This is a genomic window from Faecalicatena contorta, assembly GCF_021531895.1.
In the GTDB taxonomy this organism is placed as follows: Bacteria; Bacillota; Clostridia; order Lachnospirales; family Lachnospiraceae; genus JAFBIX01.
Genome location: NZ_JAFBIX010000012.1, coordinates 1 through 18,917 on the forward strand (window position 1 = coordinate 1; position 18,917 = coordinate 18,917).

Below are 18,917 nucleotides of genomic sequence, written 5' to 3' on the forward strand. Positions count from 1 at the left end.
TTTTTCAAGGCATAGTATCCTCTATGTCCAATGTTTATGTCCATTTCTCGCAAATTTCTTTTCCTGCACGATATTCAGTTGTCAATTTTCGCTTGGAATCTCATTCATTGAGATTCCGAGAAGTTATATATTTTTCAGAGATAAATAGACTCTCGGGGACTTTTATCATAATAAAAAAGCCTTCATCCCTCCTACAAGGGACAAAAGCTTCAAATTCTTCTGCGGTACCACCCAAATTGCCATATTACCGGCCTCTCAATTATGTACTATCATACATACCCTGTTGATAACGGATAGGGCTCCCGTCAGCATCTACTCCCGAATACGGTTTCAAACTGCTCTCACAAGTCCATTCAATAAAGACTCTTACTGCTGCCATCCCACCACCGGCAACTCTCTGGGAATAAATATCTTTATCTACTTCTCTTGTTCATCGATTTATCTCTTTACTACAGTGAAGTGTAGGTCTTTTTCTTATATTTGTCAAGAGATGACTTTTAAATTTCGCTTATTTCTTCTTTGAATCCTTCTCCTACTACTTCGTTTGACTCCATAATAATCGTAAAGGCCTGTGGGTCAATCTGTCGGACCATCTTTTTGATTGTATACATCTGTTTGTTATTGCATGCACACATTACAACATCTTTCTTTTTCTTCGAATAGCTTCCCATTCCCTGAAGAATGGTGGAGCCTCTGCCGGAATATTCGTCGATTTGTTCTGCGACTTCATCTCCATGTTCTGTCACGATCAACGTCATCTTTCCTTCATCGATACCGTACATGATTCTGTCCATCACAATTGCCATCAAATAGGTAACTATGATTCCATAAATCAGTCCGTCTACATCTTTAAAGACCAGAATCGTTCCCAGGAGAATCGTACAGATATCAAAACCGAATGTGATGACTCCAAGTGTCATATGCGGCTTTACTTTCTTGATTGCCATTGATATAAAGTCCTGGCCGCCGGTGGAAGAACCACGCATAAATATTGCAGCGTAGCCAATCCCACATAAAACCCCCATGCATAACGCAGCAAGCAGACGGCTTCCATTGTATACAGGGAACATTGGTGCTACATAATCCATTAAGATAGATGATATAATCATACTTTTCACGGATTTTAAGAAAAATGTTCTTCCTAAAAATTTATAACAGAAGATGGAAACCGGAATGTTCAGTAAGATTGTTCCGATACCTACCGGGATTCGGAATAAGTGATAGAGAATAATTGCGATTCCGGAAAATCCGGCCACCGGAAAATTCGCATTTAATGCGAAATTATAAACTCCAATTGCAATAACCATGCCAGCCACAACATCCACCAAAATATCCATCGCCATCTCTTTTACTTTTGTCTGATTCATGCGAAAACCTCCTTCTATTTCATAGCAAAATACCCATATTAACGCAAAAAAGAACAGCTACAAACTATAATAAATATAATTCGCATCTGCTCTTCTGATTATCAGTATATCTTTATCAAATTTTTTTGTCAACACCACCAGCAGAAGTTTGTCCTTTTTGTACAATCTCTTTTCCATATTTCTTGCGCACTTTATCTAAAGCGGCATCCAATCTGGCAATTTTTTTCTCTCGCCGGATCTCTTCTTCGGATTTGACGGGAATGTCAAAAATACTTAATTGCTGCGGCTCGCTCTCTTCGACAAGCTTCGAGCTTCGGATTCCCAATAATCTGATTGGTTCGCCATTCCACAACTCTCGGAACAATTGCATTGCCGCCATATATATGTCTTTCTTCTGATTGATAGCCTGTTCCACCTGCTTTTGATGAGATACGCTTGTAAATGTGTGATATTTGATCTCCACACTCAGCATTCCTGCCTTTTGTCCGGCATTCCGAAGTCTTCTGGAAACACTTTCCGCCAGTTCATTCAGAATCCTACCGGCTTCCTCTTCCGTCTCGACATCCTTTGGCAACGTCACGGAATTTCCGATTCCCTTGGCCTCTGCTTTCTCCTTCTCTACCCTGGACTCGTCCATCCCATTGGCAAATTCCCACAGTTTTCTCCCGTGGCTTTTCAAATGCAATTCTAATATGGCGGGATCTGTATTGGCAAGGTCTCCGATCGTATGGATTTCCAGTTTATTCAGTGTCTCCACACTGGAGCGGCCCGCCATGAATAATTCTCGTACCGGAAGCGGCCACATTTTCACCGGAATCTCTTCCGGGAACAACGTATGCACTTTATTCGGTTTTTCAAAATCAGATGCCATCTTCGCCAGCAGCTTATTACTGGATATTCCCACATTGACAGTAAAGCCAAATCTTCGGTACACTTCATTCTTGATCTCCATGGCTCCCTCTACCGGGGAACTGTAATTTCCGGCGATCTCTGTAAAGTCCATATAACACTCATCCACACTGACCTGTTCAATCTGATCCGTGTAACTTCTCAGAAAAACCATCAGCCGCTCACTATATTGATGATATAACTTATGATCTGGCGGCGCTGTCACAAGATTAGGACACTTGCGAAAGGCATTCGCAACAGGTTCTCCCGTACGAATGCCATACTTCTTCGCAGGAACAGACTTCGCCAGAACCACTCCGTGCCGGGACTTCTGATCTCCGCCGATAATGGACGGAATGGTCCGAAGATCTACTTCTGCGCCATTTTTCAATTGTTCTACCGCTGTCCAGCTAAGATAAGCGGAATTTACATCGATATGAAATATGATTGACACTTTCGACCTAACTCCTTGCCGTTAGTCTGCCATTTTCCACGTCTATCACAATCGTATCCTGTGCACCCACATCCCCTTGAAGCATTAATTTTGCAGCAAGAGTCTCCACATTCTTCTGCAGATAACGCTTCAGCGGACGTGCTCCGTAAGTTGGATCATAACCGGCATCCACGATATAACTCTTTGCCGCATCCGTAAGTGCAATCTGAATCTCTTTGTCATCCAGACGCTTGTTGACATCTGCTATTAATAAGTCAATAATGTCATAAATATTATCTTTCGTCAATGGTTTGAACATAATCGTCTCATCCAGACGATTCAGGAATTCCGGTCTGAAATGTGCCCGTAATTCTTCCATAACTGCCTGCTGGCTTGCTTCACTGATATTTCCCTGTTCATCAATACCGTCCAGCAGATAAGAAGAGCCGATATTAGAGGTCATGATCAGAATCGTATTCTTGAAGTCCACGGTACGTCCCTGTGAATCCGTAATCCGTCCGTCATCCAATACTTGAAGCAATACATTAAATACATCTGGATGCGCTTTCTCAATCTCATCAAAAAGCACTACAGAATATGGTTTTCTGCGAACTGCCTCTGTAAGCTGACCGCCTTCATCATATCCAACATATCCCGGAGGCGCTCCGATCAGTCGAGACACCGAGTACTTCTCCATATACTCACTCATATCGATTCGTACCATATTGTTCTCGTCATCAAAGAGGCTTTCTGCCAACGCCTTGGCAAGCTCTGTCTTACCTACACCGGTAGGACCAAGGAACAGAAAAGAACCAATCGGTTTTGTCGGATCCTTAATTCCGGCTTTTGAACGGATAATTGCTTCGGTTACCAGCTCCACACCTTCATCCTGTCCGATAACACGCTTATGCAGTTCATCTGCCAGATGTAAAGTCTTGCTTCTCTCACTTTCATTCAGCTTAGCCACAGGAATCCCAGTCCATCGAGATACAATTCGCCCAATCTCTTCATCGGTTACACTTTCGTGAACCAGAGACATATCTTCATCCTTTACCTTCTCTTCCTCCGCTTCTAACTGCTTCTGCAACTGAGGCAGCCTTCCATACTGAAGCTCAGCTGCCTTCTCCAGATCATAAGAATGCTGCGCTTTCTCAATCTCTTTATTGACCTGTTCTATCTCTTCACGAATCTTCTGAACTCGTTCGATTCCAACCTTCTCATTATCCCATTGCGCTTTCTTTCCTGCGAACTCTTCTCTAAGCTCTGCAAGCTCCTGCTGCAGGTGTTCCAGCCGTTCCTTACTGAGACGGTCATCTTCTTTCTTAAGTGCAGCCTCTTCAATCTCCATCTGCATGATCTTACGCCGCAGTTCATCCAGCTCTGTCGGCATAGAATCCAGTTCTGTCTTAATCAGGGCACATGCCTCATCCACCAGGTCAATCGCCTTATCTGGTAAGAAACGATCGGAAATATAGCGATCTGACAATGTTGCCGCTGCTACCAGAGCACCATCTGTAATCTTCACGCCATGGAATACTTCATACCGCTCTTTCAGTCCACGCAGAATAGAAATGGCATCTTCCACGGTAGGCTCATCTACGGTTACCGGCTGGAAACGACGTTCCAGTGCAGCATCTTTCTCAATGTACTGACGATATTCATCCAGGGTCGTAGCACCGATACAGTGCAGCTCTCCTCTTGCCAGCATTGGTTTTAACATGTTGCCGGCATCCATGGCACCGTCTGTCTTACCTGCACCTACAATCGTATGGAGCTCATCAATGAAAAGAATAATTCTGCCGTCGCTGTTCTTTACTTCCTCCAGCACTGCTTTCAGACGTTCCTCGAACTCTCCACGATATTTCGCACCTGCTACCAGCGCACCCATATCCAGTGAGAATATGGTCTTATCCTTCAAGCCTTCCGGTACATCTCCACGCACAATACGCTGAGCAAGGCCTTCAACTACTGCCGTCTTACCTACTCCCGGTTCTCCGATCAAAACCGGATTATTCTTTGTTTTACGAGACAGAATACGAATCACATTACGGATCTCGGAATCACGTCCAATGACTGGATCCATCTTCTGCTCTCTGGCACGTTCTACAAGGTCAGAACCATATTTATTCAGAGTGTCATACGTATCCTCTGGATTATCGCTGGTCACGCGCTGATTGCCTCTGACTGTAGATAATGCCTGCAGGAATCCTTCCCTGCTGATTCCCATCTCCCGGAAAATCGTCTTCATCTCTTTGCTTGCATACTTCATAATGGACAAAAACAGATGTTCAACAGAAACATATTCATCTCCCATCTGCTTTGCCTCATCTTCCGCATGAACCAGTGCATTGTTCAGATCCTGTCCTACATACTGCTGTCCGCCTTGAACCTTCGGGCGCTTCCTGAGTGCTTCTTCCACCCGATTGATCATGCTGCTTTTATCGAGTCCCATCTTCTCAATCAGCTTGAGAATCAGACTGTCATCCTGCGTCAGCAATGTGTAGAGCAGATGTTCCTGTGCAATCTCCTGGTTGCCATAATCCAATGCCACACGTTCACAGCCTTGAACAGCCTGTAATGATTTTTGCGTAAATTTATTAATATTCATACTGACAACCTCCTATATAAAAAGCGTTATTGTTCTATTTACGATATAACAATAACGCTTTTTGTTAGCACTGTCAAGTGTTGAGTGCTAATATTTTCAGTTTTTTTGGAAATCATGTAAAGCTATTCCTTCAAAGAATAAATCCACATTGCTTTTATCTGGTCTGCAATCTCTGCATATACCCAAGTCTTATCACTGTTTTTCTGGCTAAACGGGTCATTGACCGTAACATTTCCACTTTCATACCCCGTTAACACGATGAAATGTCCAATTTTCGTAAAATCTCCTGGCCCTACACTGCAGATAATTGGATGTCCGGCTGTTAGTTCTGCGCTCACCTGTTCTTCCGAAAGCAACCCCTCGTAGCAGGACAGATTCCAGTTTGCTCCGGCCTCACTCATGAATTTCCAGTAAGTATCATTATTCTCATCTACATAAGAATTCTCCGTACCATATGCCGCCACTTTGGCAGGCGTAATCGACGGGTCTTCATTAAGTCCTGCCGCTACCATGGAAAGACAAGTAGGTCCACAGCCGCTGACGGCCACGATACTTGTTCCATAAGGTGCATATCCCCAACGTTCATCCCATTGGATCAGTTGTGGAATCTCTCCTGCTTCCAGATCATCCCCTATGGTATCAGCACTGGGGTCATCCTTTTTCTCGCCATAATCCTCTACAAAATCAATCGTTTCTTTATTCTTGCCCAGAAGATCGATGACACCTTCCGGATATCCATTTTCCTTGGCTTCCCTTTTTACACGCTCCAATCTCTGGGCTTCTGTTTCTACAGTCTCCTTCTCTTCTTTTTCTTGTTGTGTAATCTTCGTGGTTTCCTTTACTTCTGCTTCTTTTTTATGTCTTTGGATCTGGCAGCTTACCAGAGCCACGATAATCATTAACAAGACTCCCGCTATCACTAGCAATTGACGCCTTACTTGTTGCTTGCGTTTAGAATATTTCTTTCTTCTTTTTTGCTGGTACATCTAGTTATTCATCCTCTCGTTGATCTAAATCATTCAATGAATCTATATCATAACTATGTCCGATGACATAATCTCAGTTTGCAAAACTTCATGACAGTAATTATACTCCACCCGTGGTTATGTGACAACTTAAAGAATTCTTAATCCGTCCCAGAAAAAAATTTGAAAAATTTTTAACATTCTTTGATAATTTCCTCTTGCCTTTTTTCAAAAAAGATGGTATTATATAACTCGTTCACGAGAGTGATTTCAATTAACAATTTCATCGGGGTGTGGCTCAGCTTGGCTAGAGCGCCTGGTTTGGGACCAGGAGGTCGCAGGTTCGAATCCTGTCACCCCGATATTTATAACAACATGCGGGTGTAGTTCAATGGTAGAACACCAGCCTTCCAAGCTGGATACGTGGGTTCGATTCCCATCACCCGCTTTTTTCATGCTCTTTTTTACAACGGGCTCAAATTATCAATAATATTAAAAGGAGGCACATGTATGAAGATTGTATTTCTAGACGCCAAAACAATCGGAGATGATATTGATCTGTCTGGCTACGACCAACTGGGAGAAGTTGTAAAGTACGCTTTTTCTACTTCTGATGAGGTACCTGCCAGAGTCACTGATGCTGATGTTCTTGTTGTCAATAAAGTTCAGATTAACGAAACTACGATTGGACAGGCAAAAAACCTGAAACTTGTCTGTGTAACTGCAACAGGAACTAACAACCTGGATAAAGATTATCTGGACAGTCGCGGCATTGCCTGGCGTAATGTAGCTGGATATTCCACAGAATCTGTTGCGCAGCATACTTTTGCCATGCTTTTCTACTTATTAGAGAAATTGCGCTATTATGATGACTATGTAAAAAAAGGACACTATGTAAATGATACGATTTTTACACATTTTGCCGAACATTTTTATGAATTAAAAGGAAAGACCTGGGGTATTATCGGACTGGGCAATATCGGCAGACGAGTTGCCTCCATTGCTGAAGCATTTGGTTGTCATATCATCTACGCATCTCCATCTGGAAGTGCTCCACAAGACGGTTATCATCAGGTAGACATGGACACCTTACTGATGACCTCTGATATCATCTCCGTCCATGCCCCATTGAATCAATATACAGAGAATCTGATGGACGGTGCAGCGTTCCACAAGATGAAATCAACCTGCATATTTTTGAATCTCGGTCGAGGACCTATCGTCGTCGAGCAAGCTCTGGCAGATGCACTGAACTGCAAAGAGATTGCTGCTGCAGGTCTGGATGTATTATGTGTAGAACCGATGAGTCCCGATAATCCGCTTCTTGCTATCAAGGACAGTAAAAAACTGTTTATCACTCCACATGTCGCATGGGCAAGCATTGAAGCAAGAACACGATTAATGGATATTATTCTGGAACAGATCAAAGAATATTTTGCATAACAAAACAGGCGCCACGATGCAATACCGATTGCATCATGCCGCCTGTGTTTTATTTTCTTATATTACCTATCGCAGTAAGGAATGCTCCAATTGCAAGATAGAAATCTCCAAGATTAGCCGTCAGCTTCGCCAAAAACGAATTTTCCACACGAAAACCTATATAATCAATGACTTTTCCTCTTACCAGTCGGTCAAATATATTACTTGCCGCACCTGCACTTGCAATAGCAAGGCCTAACTTTTCCAGATAATGGCCTCTTCTCAAGAAAGCAAAGATATCATATCCCCAAAGTGACAGCCCGGCAAAAGCAGAAGCTCCTTTTACGACCTTTGGATGATGGTCTAATGCATTCAACAGGAATCCTCTGTTATAGACCTTGCGGACAACTAGCTTTCCACCGCAAAATTCTTTCTGTTCGCCATGTTCCAGATTCTCTTCTACATACTGTTTGAACAGTTCATCCAATCCAAGCAAACCGGCAAACAGCCCTGTCATCCATGAAAGCATCTACATTCCCTCTTTGATTCTTACAATCTCTTCTTCCTGCTTTTCCATCTCCTCTTCGCGCTTTTCAATCTCTTCGCACAAAGTAATGTAATCAGTGTCTGCGACTTCACCTTTCTGGAATTTGTCATATACCATACGTCCAATGTCCATCAGATCTCTTTCATTCGCACGTTTTAACGAACGTACATTACTTTTAATCTTTTGGATTTCCAGAGTATCTTCTGTCTTTTTCCCAATCTCGCCTGCTACATCTGATATTTTCTTTCCTAAATCTTCAAAAAAATCTGCCATATTCATCGTCTCCTTCTTATCTTCTGAATCCTGCCATCATTTTAACCGTCTGAGCGTATCCAACGACTGGAATAGATTCATCGTTCCATATCCCCACTCTCGATTCGGATATTCTACCATCGCACGCTGATCTGTTCCAAGAAGAATAATATTCCTTATCTGACTGGAATTCACTCCCCGCGCTTCCGGCTGTTCTAAGATCCATTCCATCAAAAGTGCTGCTGCTCCCGCAGCAATTCCTGTCGCTACACTAGATCCTGTTCTGGTTACAAAGCTTCCATTCAACCCAGCTCCGGTTACTTCGACTCCAGGCACCGCATAATCTGGTTTTATTAATCCATCTCTAGTATAACCTCTTCCAGAATTAATATCAACTCCATTCTCCCTCCCATTATAGTATGCTACAGTCATAGCATTTCTGCTTGTTCCGGGTTCCGTCAGCGTCGTGTCTGGATTTGCTTCAAGAAAATACACCTCACCTGCCAGAAATTCCTCGACTGGAAGCCATATATGAAATTCTCCCTCCAACATCTGTACAGGTTCCACATTAATGGTCCAGATTCCGGCAGAAGGGTTCCTGAATCGAAGAAATATCAGCTGGGAATCATTATTTTCCAATAATAATCTGTACTCCACATTCACTTCTGTCTTATCAAATATAAAATTGACACTATAAGTATAGCCTTGCCTCAATGATATGTGCCCTGTGCGTTCTCCCGTCGGCGATGTGATAGAGATGGTCATTACATTGGGAAGTGTCGTCCAAAGCTCTGCTGCAAACGCTCCTACACCAGAACCTACACGTAATTCAACATCTGTCTGCTCATTCATACTCTGAAATTGATGATAATAATGATGCCTCTGTACTGCCTCATTTCCCGTTCCGATCACCACACTTCGGTTCAAAATAGAAGCATATATATCAATCATGGATGACAAAAGGGTCGTACCATTATGTCCGCCGAAATTCGTTCCCAAGGCCACACATATAACCAACGGCATATTTTTTTTATTTGCCAATTGATTTAAATATTTCATTCCCAACATAATATCATTTTCCTGAAAGCAAACTGCATCCTGACGTACCGCATAGAATTCTTTCAGATAATTCTTGGCTGTCTTTAATTTTACTACACCGATTGACGCCTCTGGCGCAGCGCCAAGAAAGCGATTAGGCACATCCGCACTACCAGCTGCAACACTTGCAAGAAAGGTTCCATGTCCATCTTCATCCATGCTGGGAACAACCTCTAGAGGATCTTCCGTACGAAGAGCTTCATTGATCATATCTTCTGTATATTCACTTCCATAGTCTAAGTTCTCCGGAAGATTTCCGGTCTGAATTGTCTGATCCCAAATTCCTGCAATCCTTGTAGAGCCATCAATATTCCGGAATACCAAATTACGATAATCAATTCCTGTATCCACAAATCCAATCATAATCTGACTTCCCATCAGCTGCAGGGTAGGATAATTTTGTACTGCACTGATTCCGGCAGCATTCAAAGCCTCCATATCAAGAAGAGAATAACAATTTGGTATCGAGTTATACCAGTAATTACTATAATTCAGCGGTTTCAGAAGCGTATGATCAGCATAGATTACACGATAACCAAAATCTGCATTCTGGACACATGCATCTTCTGTCTGTACATTCAGAGTCTCTTCCCCGCGATAGAACGGCACGAGAAAATCCCGATAATCTTGCGAGAGAATCCTCTCTCTACATTCTTCTCTGTTCATAAAAATACCCCATATACTTTTTATAAAATATATGAGGTATTCTCCTGATTATTCTATTCTTGCGACCTCCTGACCTCTTAGCATAATGATCGGTCCGCCGGTTCCTTCTATGTATTCCTTTGTAATAATGACCTGACCAATACTGTCATCCTTTGGAATCTCATACATAATATCCAGCATAAATTCTTCGATGATTGCCCGAAGTGCCCTGGCGCCAGTATCTTTCTCCATCGCTTTTTTGGCAATTGCCTGCAGAGCTCCGTCATCAAATTCAAGTTTCACTTCATCCAACGCCAGAAGTTTCTGGTATTGCTTCAAGATCGCATTCTTAGGTTCTTTTAAGATCTTGACCATCATCTCTTCATTTAACCCCTGAAGGGTGAAGACGATTGGAAGACGTCCCAGGAATTCTGGAATCATTCCGAAGTTTCGCAGATCCTCTGTCGTCACTTTACTCAGAATATTCTTATCGTTATTATATTTATCCTTCAGATCTGCACCGAATCCAATCGTCGCTTGCTTCGTCAGACGTTCTTTAATAATTCCTTCCAGATCCGGGAATGCTCCGCCACAGATGAAGAGGATATTCTTTGTATTTACCGTAGTCAATGGCACCATCGCATTTTTACTGTTTGCTCCCACCGGAACTTCAACATCACTTCCTTCCAGAAGTTTCAGCATTCCTTGCTGTACAGATTCACCACTGACATCTCTCTGACTGGTATTTTTCTTCTTCGCAATCTTATCAATCTCATCGATAAAGATAATTCCCTGCTCCGCCTTCTCCACATCATTATCTGCGGCCGCCAGAAGCTTGGATACCACGCTTTCAATATCATCTCCTATATACCCTGCTTCTGTCAGAGATGTAGCATCTGTAATCGCAAGCGGCACATCCAATAATTTTGCCAGTGTCTTGACCAGATAAGTCTTACCAGAACCTGTAGGTCCGATCATCAACATATTGGACTTCTCAATCTCAATCTCATCCATCGTATCCGTTGCCACACGCTTATAATGATTATAGACTGCTACAGACATCGCTTTTTTCGCGTATTCCTGACCAACCACATAATCATCTAATTTGGCTTTGATCTTATGAGGAGCAGGTATATTCTGAATGTCAATCAGAGGTTTTCTCTCCTCTCCCTCTTTTTTCTTCTTTACTTTCTGCTTCTTTGGAACAGCCTGTTCCAGATCTGCCATATTCAGAATCTGCACTCCCGGCATATTCATCAACTGACTGAAATCAATCTGTCCACTCGTCATAGCATCAAAGCTCTTCTGCATACAATCATTACATACACAGATTCCATTCGGCAGATCAATCATCTTGCCCGTAATACTCTCTGGGCGTCTGCAGACAAAGCAGATCTTCTCATATTCATCCTCATGGTCTTTGGTATTCTCTACATCTTCCACTGTAGCCTCTACCTTTTCAATATCATTCTTATTATCCTGTTCAGACATGTTATTTCCCTCTTTCTAGCCCTCCTGATCTTCCTGTATCATATTTAGAAACATCTCTTCCGATATGATTGGAATTCCAAGTTCATTGGCCTTCTTATTCTTGGATGATGTAGACGTCACATCATTATTAATCAAATAATTGGTCTTAGAAGTAACGGAACCTGTCACCTTGCCGCCAAGACTTTCTATCAATTCTTTTACTTCTCCACGATTTGCAAAATGTTCGACACTTCCAGTAATCACAAAATTCACTCCTGCAAATATCTGTTTCCCTGATTCTGCCTCTTCCTTCGGAATATCTAACTCTGCCAACAGATCTCTCAATTGCTTTACATGACGTTCTGCGGAAAAATAATCTACGAATGCCTTTGCAATCACTTCTCCTACTCCTGATATTGCACTGAGATCTTCGGTCGTAGCCTGAAGCATCGCTTCTACATCATACTGAAATTCCTTACAGATCATCTTCGCATTCGCAAGACCGATATTGGCAATCCCAAGTGCATAGATGACTCTTGGCAGTGTTGTTGTTCTGGCCTTCTCTATACTTGCAATCAGATTCTGATATGATTTTTTGCCAAATCCATCCAACGTCTGTATCTCTTCCTGATAACGATCAAGATGAAATATATCTGCATATTCCTTGATATAACCTAATGCGATAAATTTCTCCAGTGTTGCTTCAGATAACCCCTCTATATTCAAAGCATCTCTACTGACAAACAAAGCAAATGATTTTACGTGTTTTGCCTGACATTCTGGATTCGTGCAATAGAGTGCTCTGGCATTACTGACCTGTCGAATCTCCGTTTTTCCCTGACAGACCGGGCACTGTGCAGGAATATCCTTCACCCCGCTGCGTGTCAGATTTCTTGCAATCTGTGGAATAATCATGTTCGCTTTATATACTTCTATGGTATCTCCAATTCCTAATTCCAGTTCTTCCATGATGCTGATATTATGGACACTTGCGCGACTTACCGTCGTTCCCTCTAATTCCACTGGTTCAAAGATAGCGACCGGATTAATCAGCCCCGTTCTGGAAGGACTCCACTCAATCTCGAGAAGCTTCGTCTCCCGAACTTCATCCGCCCACTTAAAGGCATATGAATCTCTTGGAAACTTGGAAGTTCGCCCCAGGGACTGACCGTACGCTATATCATCATATACTAACACAAGTCCATCGGATGGGAAATCATTCTCGGCAATTTTTTCTGAAAATTTAATAACTTCCTGCTCTACTGTGTCCGAAGTCACCTCATGGTATTCCACCACCTCGAATCCCTGTTCTTTCAGCCAATTCATCTGACAAGCTCTGGAATTATGAAAATCCACATTTTCTGCCTGCACAAGGGTAAATGCATAAAACTTAACGTTTCGCTTCGCTGTAATCTCGTTATTCAACTGACGAACAGAACCACTGCAAAGATTACGCGGATTTTTGTACCTTGCATCTACATCTTCAATTGCCTCGTTGATTCTCTCAAAATCCCGATATCCGATAATGGCTTCACCACGCAAAATTAATTCTCCCTGATATGCGATCTGAAGAGGAATATTTTTGAACACTTTGGCATTATTGGTAATGACTTCACCTACTTCACCATTTCCTCGGGTAACTGCTTTATACAATCTTCCCTCCCGATAAGTAAGGACAATCGTCAATCCATCCATCTTCCACGACATCAAAGCCTTCTGATTGCCCACAAATCTCTTCAGTTCTTCCACATCTTTCGTCTTATCTAAAGATAGCATCGGACTTTCATGCCGTTCTTTCGGCAACTCGCTTAACACTTCATATCCGACATTTACTGTAGGACTGTTAGATAACGTAATGCCTAATTCTTGCTCCAGTTCTTGCAGTTCATCATATAACTGGTCATACTCATAGTTACTCATGATTTCTTCTGCTTCCTGATAATATGCACGGCTCGCATTATTCAATAATTCTACCAGTTCCTGCATCCTGGCTTTCTTTGACTTGTTCATATAATTCTTTTAACTCCTGCTCTGTCAATTTTCTTACAGCACCTGTTTTCAGGCCGCCAAGTTTTACATTCATAATTCTTACTCTAACCAGTCTGGTCACCTTATATCCCAAAGCATCACACATTCTGCGGATCTGACGGTTCAATCCCTGGGTCAATATTATTGTAAATGTATATTTCCCTATCTTCTCCACTTTACATGGACGTGTGATAACATCCATTTTTTTCTCTCGGTCAATAATCCTCACACCCGATGCCATTTTATACACAAATTCATCCGTAATCGGTTGATTTACTGTAACTTTATACTCTTTTTCATGCCCGTATCTCGCCCGCATCATTCCATTGATCAAGTCTCCGTCATTGGTCATGATCAGAAGTCCCTCCGAGTCCTTATCCAGACGTCCGGCATAAGTCACTCGCACAGGGTAGTTCAGATAACGAATAATATTCTTTTTTTCTTTTTTATCTTCTGTACAAACAATCCCGGCAGGTTTGTTTACCGCCAGGACTATCTTTTCTGTATGATTTTTAATTACTTTCTTTCCAATCCGTACTTCCTGTCCCGGCTCTACTTTTGTTCCAGGACTTGCCATTTTCCCATCAACGGTCACTCGACCGCTCTCAATCAATCGGTCAGCCTCTCTTCTGGAACATACACCAGCATCACTTAGATATTTATTCAGTCTCACCATTTTGCAATACTCCACTGATACTATTATCTTCTACAAAGGTATTTCCATTATACAAAAAGAGTACACTAGTAATCTTATTTTCTTCCATAATTTCATGAATATCCCCATAATAATACCGTGGATCAATCACGATGATCTCGCGATAATATGGAGTCAGGAACGGGATCAGACAGTTCGCATAAGAATCCTTGAACAACAGCAAACGATCTGTGGTATCTGCAGTTGTCCGAATATCAACTGTCCCATAGTTACCTCCAAGGAACAATGCATATTTGTCCTTTTCCTCCAATTTAGATGCATCATACAAGGTTGCGGTCTTACGCTTCTCTTCTACATAGTTCACCACAATCTGCGGCCCTGCTCCTTCATCTTCTGATGTATAGATATAAATTGGCTCTTCATATCCCATCTCATACCCACTGGTAGAAGATAACGTCCCGTTAAATTCATTGGTTACTGCATATGCCTTTAATTCTGGTGCTTTGGATGAATCCAGTTTCATGGCATCTATCAGTGTCTGATAGGCATAATATGCTCCCAATGTCGTCCAGTGATGATCTGTATGATAATATATATTCTCTTTTTTGTGAGCTTTTAACACTTTACTTACATCCACCCAAGTCAGTTGATCTTCCAGTGACTTCTGTATTTCCAGAAAAATCTGATTCTGATCTTCTGTTACCGCGAATTGCGGAAGCTTATCTTCCAGAATATTTGCAGCATTTGGCACGAGCATCATATACATTGGAATATCATTATAAGTATTCTCGAACGCTTGGATTGCTTCGATATTCTGCTGCATCTGTTCTTCATCCGGCCTGGCAATATCCTCCAGAAGATAATGATCCTTCCCTTTGAATACACCATTTGACTCTCTTCTTCCGACAATCAGATCCACATGACTCTTGAGGGATACCCAAAAGTCTCTTCCCACAAACTGATCTGATTTGTATGATTCATACTGTTCCATGAATCTTCCGCTTTCAAGTCTACTTAATGTAAACTCTGGCTTCTGCTCCAGCATCCGATTCTCTTTCTCTGAGAATTCCTTATCTTGGGAAATCAGATTCATCAGACAGATCAATACCAGAATTCCCAGGAATGTCATGGCTGTCATTTTCTTCTTATGCAGTTTTTTCTTCTTACTGTCTTTCTGTTCCATAACTGCTCCTAAAATCTAAAATACAAGAATGGATTGTATGTCTCTGTCACCAGATATGCCACACACAACAAAAACAAAATTGCATACACCACACAATTTACAACAACACTCTTGCCACCCATTCTACGCAGGATCTGCTCATAGGTACGATGAACAACCGGAGTAGATCCCAGTATCAGTACAACCCACGATATGAGATTCGTTTTCAAAAGATACAGGCTCTCCTGATCCACCAGTCCATGGGCACCTGCTCCAAACATTACTTTTAGATAATCAGCCGCTCCTCCAAGACTTGGGCTAAAGAAGAATACCCATCCAATCATTACCAGCAGAATGCTATAGATACGTTTTACTATGTTGGGTAATTTTTCCAAAATCGCACCCAGAAAATATTTCTCTATAATCAAGATCACTCCATAATAGACTCCCCAGACAACAAAATTCCAGGCAGCACCATGCCAAAGTCCTGTAAGAAGCCAGACGATCAATAAATTGCGAATGTGTTTCGCGACGTTGACACGATTTCCTCCCAGAGGAATATAGAGATATTCCCGAAACCATGTTCCAAGAGAAATATGCCATCTGCGCCAGAATTCCGTAATACTTTTGGAAATATAAGGATAATTGAAGTTCTTCAGGAATTCAAATCCAAACATTTTCCCAAGACCAATAGCCATATCTGAATATCCGCTAAAATCAAAATATATCTGAAATGTATACGCCAGGCACCCAAGCCACGCCGTTAAAACGGAAACCTTTCCCTGCTGTAAAGTTAAGACTTCTGTGTGCACCATTCCTATCGTATTGGCAAGCAGCACCTTTTTTGAAAGGCCGCGAATAAAAAACATCGTTCCTTCCCCAAACTTTCCCCAGGATTCTTTTCTGACATGAAGCTGTCTCTCTATATCGGAATACTTTACGATTGGCCCGGCAATTAATTGTGGGAACATCGTAACATACAGTGCAAAATCCATAAGATTCTTCTGCACCTTTACATTACCTCGATAAACATCTATAATATAGGACAATATCTGAAATGTATAAAAAGAAATGCCGATCGGCAAAGCCAGTTCCTGATATGGTATCTGAACCGGGAGTACTGCATTCAGACTGTCTAACACAAATCCTTCGTATTTAAAGAATCCCAGAACGCATAGATTTACCACCAGATTAAACACCAGACTTTTCTTTGCCGCGCGTCGGTTCTGAAGGTTTCTCGCAATATCCAGCCCACTGACATAATTAAACAGAATGGAAAATATCATCAAAAATATATAGACCGGTTCTCCCCATGCATAAAATATCAGACTTGCGAAAAGCAAAACAGCGTTCTTAAGCTGTCTTGGTACCAGATAATATAAAATCAACACAATTGGTAAAAACGTAAATAAAAATACAATACTGCTAAATAACATTCTGTATGTTTCCTTCTCTATATGCTCTTTCTGAATGCTTCATATATCTGATCCGCATCCTTCGATATCGCTAATAATACATAATATCCTCTGCTGTCTGTCACCGCCGAATTAATCAGTTTTGTCTGCTCTGCTCCATATCCTTCAAAACTGTTCTTCTGCGTATGCAGGCGCTTCTGAATAGCTTTTTCAACATTCTCAGCCTGTGATTTATCCTTAAGCTTAATGACCAGAATCTCATTGACACTCATAACATCATTCGGGACATACAGCATTACTCCCTCATAATCATTAGCATTCAAGCCATAATACTTCTTCAAATCCTGCGTAGTTCCTTTGGTCATCCCTTTTGTTTCAGTAACCGCCAGAATATTCTCGCGTATCGTTTTTACCGAGACATCTTTGCCGCCTTCTTGTGACAGCAAGAATCCGATATAAACAAGAAGAACGATCACCATCGCATATTTCAATATATTCAGCAAATCTATCCTGTGCTTTTTCATTATAATTTTGCAACCTCCGCCATATGATCTACCCATTCCGTATAATAATCCGGTGCCATATGGATTCCATCTTCCGAATAATACTCTTCCTTTACCAGATCCGTATTATCAATAAATATCACATCTTCCTCTTCACACAGTTTTTCCAGTTCTTCGTTAAACTCCGTAATATTGCCATACCACTCATTATTGTCTATCACAAACTGTTGAACCGGAAGGATACTGTTTACATATATACGAGTATCCGGCAAAGCCTCTCTTAATCTATCCAACACACTCTTATATTTTTCTATAAAAAGATCTACATCCCCTCTGGATGCTTCAATATCATTCATCCCATACGCAAGAAACAATACCTGTGGTTGTAACTCAATTGCCTTCGTCAGATGCTCTTCTATCTTGTTGACTTCTGAATCACATACCCCGGCTCCTCTGTCTGCCTGAACATTTTCCTGATTCAATACACCATATTCATATAATCCCTGTGTCACTGAGTCACCGATTACAAAAGCATTGGCAAATTTCTCACTGGCCGGCCGGCTGGCCCACTCTTCATCTGCTTCCTGTTCTGCTTTCTCCAGCTCCTGAATCTGCCTGTCCACTTCACTTATATCCGTCTTCTCCATCTGATGAAGTCTCTGAATTCCAGCTTCTGTATCTGCCTTTGGATTCATAAGCCTTACCACAACAATAATCGCACCGACAATGAGCAGTGCAATCACGACAGTCACTGCAATGCGCAGAACATGGTCTTTTTCTTCAATTTTTACAGATTTTCTTTTGTTCTCTTTTTTCACGTTAACTGTGCTCTCCCTATAAAAACAGTTCAAAGATATTGTACTGTTTTTCCCTATAAAAGTCAAACATATGCTATACTATTAACCAAAGTCAAAAAGGAGTTTTTCATATGAATATATTCACATTATCAGCCAAATCCTGTATGTCTCATCTACTCTTAAAAGATACCTTCGACCGGTTCTCTTTTATCGAAAGCGAGATTACAACCTTTAATAAATTCACCATCGACGGATACCTTCACAAAGACTTCTATGATGAAGCCCCTGAACGGTCTTATGCTTATTGGAAGGATGTTCGCGAATATTGCTTCAGTATCATCCGCGGCAAACGTACCCCATTGAATTTTAAAATCGTTCTCTCCCTTGCCCAGGAAACCTTTGCTGCCTTTCTTGCGGATCATCAGCTTGACGGTTATCGCCCGGAAGAGATCCAGGGACTCTATCTGAACTTCCATTATGATGGTTCTACCCTGCAGTGCATTACCGGAATCTCCATGCATACCTTTACACTGGACAAGACACTGGAGCACGAATGGGATGAATATGCACAGACATTGCTGGCAGAGATGATTGAATAATGACAGCAAAAAATAGCCGTCCTGCTCTCGTCAAAGTCCAGTAACGGCTATTCTATAGCTTAA

The 18,917-nt window shown here is 41.8% G+C and carries 16 protein-coding genes, 2 tRNA genes and 1 other annotated feature; of the genes, 4 read left to right on the top strand and 14 right to left on the bottom strand.

The annotated features are described in order from the left end of the window. Positions 1-193: 193 nt before the first annotated feature. Positions 194-443: a binding site (T-box leader), on the bottom strand. A 54-nt stretch (positions 444-497) separates the two neighbouring features. The 4 genes from JQM81_RS05815 to JQM81_RS05830 form a co-directional block, all read right to left on the bottom strand. Further along, the gene (locus JQM81_RS05815) at positions 498-1,367 is read right to left on the bottom strand and encodes a YitT family protein (protein ID WP_235232600.1); all 870 of its coding nucleotides are present in this window, start codon (positions 1,365-1,367) and stop codon (positions 498-500) included. Between the two features lie 115 nt (positions 1,368-1,482). After that, complete coding sequence (locus tag JQM81_RS05820) at positions 1,483-2,709, bottom strand: Y-family DNA polymerase (RefSeq protein ID WP_235232601.1); 1,227 nt, start codon at positions 2,707-2,709, stop codon at positions 1,483-1,485. 7 nt (positions 2,710-2,716) lie between these two features. Continuing rightward, entirely contained in the window at positions 2,717-5,296 is a 2,580-nt protein-coding gene (gene clpB, locus JQM81_RS05825; protein WP_235232602.1) for an ATP-dependent chaperone ClpB, read from the bottom strand. A gap of 122 nt (positions 5,297-5,418) precedes the next feature. Next, positions 5,419-6,282, bottom strand: a complete 864-nt coding sequence (locus JQM81_RS05830; RefSeq protein WP_235232603.1) for a C39 family peptidase — start codon at positions 6,280-6,282, stop codon at positions 5,419-5,421. Between the two features lie 266 nt (positions 6,283-6,548). Here JQM81_RS05830 and JQM81_RS05835 point away from each other — a divergent pair. The 3 genes from JQM81_RS05835 (at position 6,549) to JQM81_RS05845 (ending at position 7,704) form a co-directional block, all read left to right on the top strand. Further along, positions 6,549-6,623, top strand: a tRNA-Pro gene (locus tag JQM81_RS05835). Positions 6,624-6,638: 15 nt separating this feature from the next. Next, positions 6,639-6,709, top strand: a tRNA-Gly gene (locus JQM81_RS05840). A 62-nt stretch (positions 6,710-6,771) separates the two neighbouring features. Continuing rightward, entirely contained in the window at positions 6,772-7,704 is a 933-nt protein-coding gene (locus JQM81_RS05845) for a D-2-hydroxyacid dehydrogenase (RefSeq protein ID WP_235232604.1), read from the top strand. Positions 7,705-7,753: 49 nt separating this feature from the next. Here JQM81_RS05845 and JQM81_RS05850 read toward each other — a convergent pair whose 3' ends face one another. Genes JQM81_RS05850 through JQM81_RS05895 form a run of 10 tightly spaced genes read right to left on the bottom strand, consistent with a single transcriptional unit; the run spans position 7,754 to position 18,276 of the window. Beyond that, positions 7,754-8,212 carry a signal peptidase II gene (locus JQM81_RS05850; RefSeq protein ID WP_235232605.1) on the bottom strand — a complete coding sequence of 153 codons (459 nt, stop codon included), beginning with the start codon at positions 8,210-8,212 and terminating at the stop codon, positions 7,754-7,756. After that, positions 8,213-8,503, bottom strand: coding sequence for a hypothetical protein (locus tag JQM81_RS05855; RefSeq protein WP_235232606.1), 291 nt, complete (start codon positions 8,501-8,503; stop codon positions 8,213-8,215). A 36-nt stretch (positions 8,504-8,539) separates the two neighbouring features. Then, positions 8,540-10,246, bottom strand: coding sequence for a S8 family peptidase (locus JQM81_RS05860; protein WP_235232607.1), 1,707 nt, complete (start codon positions 10,244-10,246; stop codon positions 8,540-8,542). Between the two features lie 48 nt (positions 10,247-10,294). Further along, positions 10,295-11,716 (bottom strand): ATP-dependent Clp protease ATP-binding subunit ClpX, encoded by a 1,422-nt coding sequence (clpX, locus tag JQM81_RS05865; protein ID WP_235232608.1) that lies wholly within the window; start codon positions 11,714-11,716, stop codon positions 10,295-10,297. Positions 11,717-11,731: 15 nt separating this feature from the next. Further along, the gene (gene ligA, locus JQM81_RS05870) at positions 11,732-13,705 is read right to left on the bottom strand and encodes an NAD-dependent DNA ligase LigA (RefSeq protein ID WP_331473090.1); all 1,974 of its coding nucleotides are present in this window, start codon (positions 13,703-13,705) and stop codon (positions 11,732-11,734) included. Continuing rightward, positions 13,653-14,399, bottom strand: a complete 747-nt coding sequence (locus JQM81_RS05875; protein WP_235232609.1) for a pseudouridine synthase — start codon at positions 14,397-14,399, stop codon at positions 13,653-13,655. The genes ligA and JQM81_RS05875 overlap by 53 nt, the downstream gene beginning before the upstream one ends. Continuing rightward, a complete protein-coding gene (locus tag JQM81_RS05880) occupies positions 14,383-15,561 on the bottom strand; it encodes a DHHW family protein (RefSeq protein ID WP_235232610.1) in 1,179 nt (392 codons plus the stop codon). The genes JQM81_RS05875 and JQM81_RS05880 overlap by 17 nt, the downstream gene beginning before the upstream one ends. 8 nt (positions 15,562-15,569) lie before the next feature. Beyond that, positions 15,570-16,976: an MBOAT family O-acyltransferase gene (locus tag JQM81_RS05885; protein ID WP_235232611.1), complete on the bottom strand. Its 1,407-nt coding sequence runs from the start codon at positions 16,974-16,976 to the stop codon at positions 15,570-15,572. A 17-nt stretch (positions 16,977-16,993) separates the two neighbouring features. After that, on the bottom strand, positions 16,994-17,479 hold the full coding sequence (locus JQM81_RS05890) for a DUF4358 domain-containing protein (protein ID WP_235232612.1): 486 nt from the start codon (positions 17,477-17,479) through the stop codon (positions 16,994-16,996). Next, positions 17,479-18,276 carry a GDSL-type esterase/lipase family protein gene (locus JQM81_RS05895; protein WP_235232613.1) on the bottom strand — a complete coding sequence of 266 codons (798 nt, stop codon included), beginning with the start codon at positions 18,274-18,276 and terminating at the stop codon, positions 17,479-17,481. Before JQM81_RS05895 ends, JQM81_RS05890 begins: the two co-directional genes overlap by 1 nt. 110 nt (positions 18,277-18,386) lie before the next feature. Between JQM81_RS05895 and JQM81_RS05900 the strand changes: the two genes are divergently transcribed. Continuing rightward, a complete protein-coding gene (locus JQM81_RS05900) occupies positions 18,387-18,854 on the top strand; it encodes a DUF5721 family protein (RefSeq protein WP_235232614.1) in 468 nt (155 codons plus the stop codon). Positions 18,855-18,917: the final 63 nt, after the last annotated feature.

Bases quoted from the DNA above. Each gene is read 5' to 3' on its own strand.
- JQM81_RS05890 (WP_235232612.1), bottom strand. From the start codon at position 17,479: ATGAAAAAGCACAGGATAGATTTGCTGAATATATTGAAATATGCGATG.
- JQM81_RS05900 (WP_235232614.1), top strand. From the start codon at position 18,387: ATGAATATATTCACATTATCAGCCAAATCCTGTATGTCTCATCTACTC.
- ligA (WP_331473090.1), bottom strand. From the start codon at position 13,705: ATGAACAAGTCAAAGAAAGCCAGGATGCAGGAACTGGTAGAATTATTG.
- JQM81_RS05830 (WP_235232603.1), bottom strand. From the start codon at position 6,282: ATGTACCAGCAAAAAAGAAGAAAGAAATATTCTAAACGCAAGCAACAA.
- clpX (WP_235232608.1), bottom strand. From the start codon at position 11,716: ATGTCTGAACAGGATAATAAGAATGATATTGAAAAGGTAGAGGCTACA.
- JQM81_RS05885 (WP_235232611.1), bottom strand. From the start codon at position 16,976: ATGTTATTTAGCAGTATTGTATTTTTATTTACGTTTTTACCAATTGTG.
- JQM81_RS05880 (WP_235232610.1), bottom strand. From the start codon at position 15,561: ATGGAACAGAAAGACAGTAAGAAGAAAAAACTGCATAAGAAGAAAATG.
- JQM81_RS05855 (WP_235232606.1), bottom strand. From the start codon at position 8,503: ATGGCAGATTTTTTTGAAGATTTAGGAAAGAAAATATCAGATGTAGCA.
- JQM81_RS05875 (WP_235232609.1), bottom strand. From the start codon at position 14,399: ATGGTGAGACTGAATAAATATCTAAGTGATGCTGGTGTATGTTCCAGA.
- JQM81_RS05845 (WP_235232604.1), top strand. From the start codon at position 6,772: ATGAAGATTGTATTTCTAGACGCCAAAACAATCGGAGATGATATTGAT.
- JQM81_RS05860 (WP_235232607.1), bottom strand. From the start codon at position 10,246: ATGAACAGAGAAGAATGTAGAGAGAGGATTCTCTCGCAAGATTATCGG.
- clpB (WP_235232602.1), bottom strand. From the start codon at position 5,296: ATGAATATTAATAAATTTACGCAAAAATCATTACAGGCTGTTCAAGGC.
- JQM81_RS05815 (WP_235232600.1), bottom strand. From the start codon at position 1,367: ATGAATCAGACAAAAGTAAAAGAGATGGCGATGGATATTTTGGTGGAT.
- JQM81_RS05850 (WP_235232605.1), bottom strand. From the start codon at position 8,212: ATGCTTTCATGGATGACAGGGCTGTTTGCCGGTTTGCTTGGATTGGAT.